The organism is Candidatus Symbiopectobacterium sp. (genome assembly GCF_020054415.1).
In the GTDB taxonomy this organism is placed as follows: Bacteria; Pseudomonadota; Gammaproteobacteria; order Enterobacterales; family Enterobacteriaceae; genus Symbiopectobacterium.
In genome coordinates this window covers 1-4,070 of sequence record NZ_JAHWCO010000142.1, presented here as the reverse complement: position 1 = coordinate 4,070, position 4,070 = coordinate 1, and the positions used below count along the sequence as shown (strand labels likewise).

Sequence of the window (4,070 nt, the reverse complement as noted above, 5' to 3'; positions counted from 1 at the left end):
TTGTCATCTCAGGTGTACACTTTTCTCATGAGGCCTAACTGCATGATTTTACGTTGCGATGATCCGTCGTTTCACTGAGCTGCCAGCATAAAATCTATTTATTCAACAAAGCCGATTTTACGTTGTGAGGATCCGTCGTTTCACTGGGCTGACAGCATAAAATCTATTTATTCAACAAAGCCGCGTTCTATGTAAGTACCGATGATCCTATCGTGCATTTCGGATGATTTTGAATATCCGAGCGTCTTGCGATTGAGCCGTTGCAATCGGTTACGCAGTGTCAGATGTGCACGCTCAATACGCCGTGTATACAGATTGCTAACAATGTGCTTTACTTTTGGAAGTTCGTCGTTGTAAGCCCTGTAGCCATCCGTGTTTGCATGACTGACGACGGTAACGCTGATGGCCACTTTTGTCGTAACCGTGTTTTTTCACAGGAGATGTCTGTTCACAAAACGGGCATCTTACATCAACTTTAGCCACTGTATTCCACATCCAAAACCGGACATTTCACACTGCAATCAACATATTGAATACACGACCAATCGACGTCATTATGCGCCTGAAAATAATGTGCTAAGCTCATGTTTTCAAATAGCTTAACTCGATTGATATCAATACCTCGGCGGTGCAAGTTCTCAAGAATGTGAGCCCAAATAGCGCTCGGCATGTTGCCAATACGCATTCTTGACGTTGGAACGCGTTTTAATATCTCCGCCCACGCATCTAACTCATCATCATTGACCTTATTCGGGCGATTGAAACTGCCAAAGGTGAAATAGCCGTTCTTAAGTGCAGGCAATGGGTTGACAGGTATCGTGGATTCCTTGTTGTCAAAACTATTTGGCAAAGAAAGGTAGATCAATTTTTCCGTAAATTGCGCCTCAATCATGGGATCTTTCGCAACAGGGAAAATAGTTGCGTGATAATCCATTACAGGCAATTCCGTGGTAGCATGATAACCGACCCAAGAAATTTGTATCGGCGCGGGTTTTAAAGCAAAGGTGCTTAACCAGTTGTAACCGGTATGCCCAGAAAGATCGATCAATATATCAATCTTATCCATCTTTACCATCTCGGCTAATTCAATTGGGTTGACATGTTGAATATCTCGCCAGGCATCTGCGGTTGCTTCGAAGTGATCCGTACCCGCATTACGCAAATAAGATGGGCTGTTGTTGTAGCAGTATAATTCAAACTGTTTCCGATCTAACTTGTCCCAAATCGGTGTGAAAAAAAAAACCACTGGATGCCAATCTCTAAGGTCACCAGATACAAAACCGATACGCAGTTTCCTATCGAGATATTTGTCGAGAGGTCGATAACCTTCGAACGTCTGATGCGCTGCCCATGCCATTTCTCCTTTGGCATAGGCCAAATGACAATCCATAACCTCTTGGGCCGTCGCATTTTTACTGTGAGAAAGAATAAATGCCAATTGGCTGTAGACATAATAATCAGAAATTGGATCTCTTATCGCTTTACGTAGAAACGCAATTCCCTCATCAGTCTTTGCCTGTTCGCAAAGGCATCCCCCCAATAGACCAACGATTTGCTGACTATTCGGCACTAATGCCATCGCCTGTCGTGTACAGTATTCGGCATGATCTAATGTTTTACTCTCTTTATGTAAGAGTCCAAGCAAAAACCAATCTGGAGAGCTTTTCCGGTTACAGCGCAAAATTGCACGGTCTAACCGCCCTACAGTCCAAAACACTCGGTGTTGGTAGAGCGCCATCGCCAACTCTGAATAAACAAATAAACTCGTTGACTTATAAGATAATATACGCGTTAGCATCAGTGCAGTTGATGCATCATCCTCAACCCGCCGATAACATCGTGATAAATAATAACAACCATTTATTGTTTTCAGAAGTCGCTCTCGTTCATGCTCTACCAGCGCGATCGCTTTTTCATTTTTACTTTTAATCAGAAGACTATTGATTTCAACAACCAACTCACCATCTATCGAGTCTTCATCCTGATTCGCAGCGTTTGTGTCTGTTTCATTGGCCAAGAGTTCAAAGGTGCGAGTATAGAATCCCCCTGCAGAAACATCGCTGGAGAACAGTAATAACGCACAAGGTACTCGATTAAGATCAAACAATTCTGCATTGCGCGCGACCTGTTGATAATAGCGTTTCCAGCCCAGTGCAGATGCGTTTAACACACCTTTATGGTGCAGGCTGTCAACCAACGTTCGGTTGGTTGCTGTAAGAGTTAAGCTTGGAAGTAACAGTTGTTCCCGTTCTTCTTCAGTAAGCACCACCACTTCTTGCCACAGATTAATCACAGACAGCGATCCTGACGCACTCTGCAACTGGAGCTTAACACTCTCGCTAGCTGCAACTTGGTGCTCATTGCACAAACTGTGGCGATCTTTGTCCAACTGAAAATGGAGGCTTGAGATGCCTTTATTCAGCAACGCTTTCAGGGCATTGATTATTTTCTTCTCAAGATCGGCCGAAAAAGGCGATTCTGGATCATCATCTGGCAATCGACAATGAAAGACGAGTTGGTCAAAGCTGACACTATACGGCCAAGCATCTCCGAGGGTGTCAAGGATACACATCGTCAGAATATTGTCTGTAGAAACAGCGACACCATCATGACTGGCGAGCAAGTTATGAATAACACGAAGATCGGAAGTCTGACGGCGGAACCCTCCAGCCCAAAGCATATCCGCCAATCGGGAATAATCAACCTGTTCAGATACTTTTGGAGCCCTACTCTGCGATACCAATAAACTAAAACGCTGACTACGATTTACTGCAATATCCAAATATTGTTGACCCATCACCCTTCCACATCCAAAGGCGACATCCTGCCACCGCTCATCTAACGCTTTATTGTAAAAATCGGGCGTTTCTGTTTCAGGCCTCGCATCACCCACGTAGGCCAAACCGCAATTTTCGATACGGTTATTAAATTCGACTAAATAACTGGATTCGTTTTTGCTTTCCAGAAAATAGTGTATGAATAAATCGTCTGACAGTACATTCGCTTTCTTCAGCGGTAAGCCAAGGCTGCTTTCGGTAGCAATTGACATCGGTGATACCTGATTAAGCCAAGACAACATCGCTTTTCCCTGCGCGACTTGCTCGGTTAAAATTTCCCCCCGACAACTGTGAAGCTGAATCGCATCGCGTAGTGCCTCCATGTATTTAGCTCTGGGATGGCAAAACCTATCTAGAGCAATAATGCCTTTCGCACTCAATTTTTGTTGAAAAAACGCCAGCAAGAGATCGGTCACCTCATTGGCAAGCAGAGAAAAGCTCCCCTGAACAATGATGTAATCAAAATTCTCCCACGAGTTGCCCAGTAATGCCTCCAGAAACAAACTGTAAAGATGTAGGTTGGTCGGCAACAGGATATCTGCATTTTTCTGTTTTTTAGGGAGATACTCTGATGCTAATTCGACCCCAACGATCTGTGCAGAAGGGTAAGCGGAGGCAAAAGGCAGTAAGTTTAATCCGTCTTCACACCCAAGCACTAAAGTACGCGAATATTCAGCAGGCACAGTGTCAATGCCGTACAGCCACGAAACAGCCCGAATATGTTCAACAGAACCATAGACTCGCTCCATTGGGGTTGGAACAATGTCCTCAGACGTGGTGTTCTTTACGTCACTATTGTTCTTGTTGTCCAACTTACTGTCTAAAGCCGCCATTTGACCAACTCCCAATTAAACCAATCTGTAGACTATCAACCTTGGTACACACACAATCCAGCAAGGACGTTATTCTTCTGGCCGTTTATCCGGCACTAACGTAAAAAAATAAAAACTTGTGCTTTTAAACGGCTTTGTTGAATAAATAGATTTTATGCTGGCAGCCCAGCGAAACGACGGATCCTCGCAACGTAAAATCATGCAGTTAGGCCTCATGAGAAAAGTGTACACCTGAGATGACAAGCATTTTCAACCAAAACTGGGCTTTGTTGAATAAATAGAACTTTTGGGTAATCATCGGAGCAGATCACCACAGTTGTTTCAAAATCAGGTCTCCATGGCAAAACAAAATTTTAAAATCACCAACTGGCCCTCTTATAACAAGGCCCTAAAGCAGCGC

General features: G+C 43.9%; 2 protein-coding genes and 1 pseudogene. All 3 read right to left on the bottom strand.

Annotated features, from left to right (window positions below; all coding sequences use genetic code 11):
* Positions 1–167 precede the first annotated feature (167 nt).
* Positions 168–483, bottom strand: a pseudogene (locus tag QZ506_RS04385) (IS1 family transposase).
* A complete protein-coding gene (locus QZ506_RS04380) occupies positions 476–3,670 on the bottom strand; it encodes a methyltransferase regulatory domain-containing protein (RefSeq protein ID WP_291969337.1) in 3,195 nt (1,064 codons plus the stop codon). The pseudogene QZ506_RS04385 and the gene QZ506_RS04380 overlap by 8 nt, the downstream one beginning before the upstream one ends.
* 69 nt (positions 3,671–3,739) lie before the next feature.
* Positions 3,740–3,871, bottom strand: coding sequence for a hypothetical protein (locus QZ506_RS04375; RefSeq protein WP_291969336.1), 132 nt, complete (start codon positions 3,869–3,871; stop codon positions 3,740–3,742).
* Between the last annotated feature and the right edge of the window lie 199 nt (positions 3,872–4,070).

What these genes read in the sequence shown, in the direction of transcription:
- QZ506_RS04380 (WP_291969337.1), bottom strand. Translation starts at nt 3,670, where the DNA reads ATGGCGGCTTTAGACAGTAAGTTGGACAACAAGAACAATAGTGACGTA.
- QZ506_RS04375 (WP_291969336.1), bottom strand. Translation starts at nt 3,871, where the DNA reads ATGATTTTACGTTGCGAGGATCCGTCGTTTCGCTGGGCTGCCAGCATA.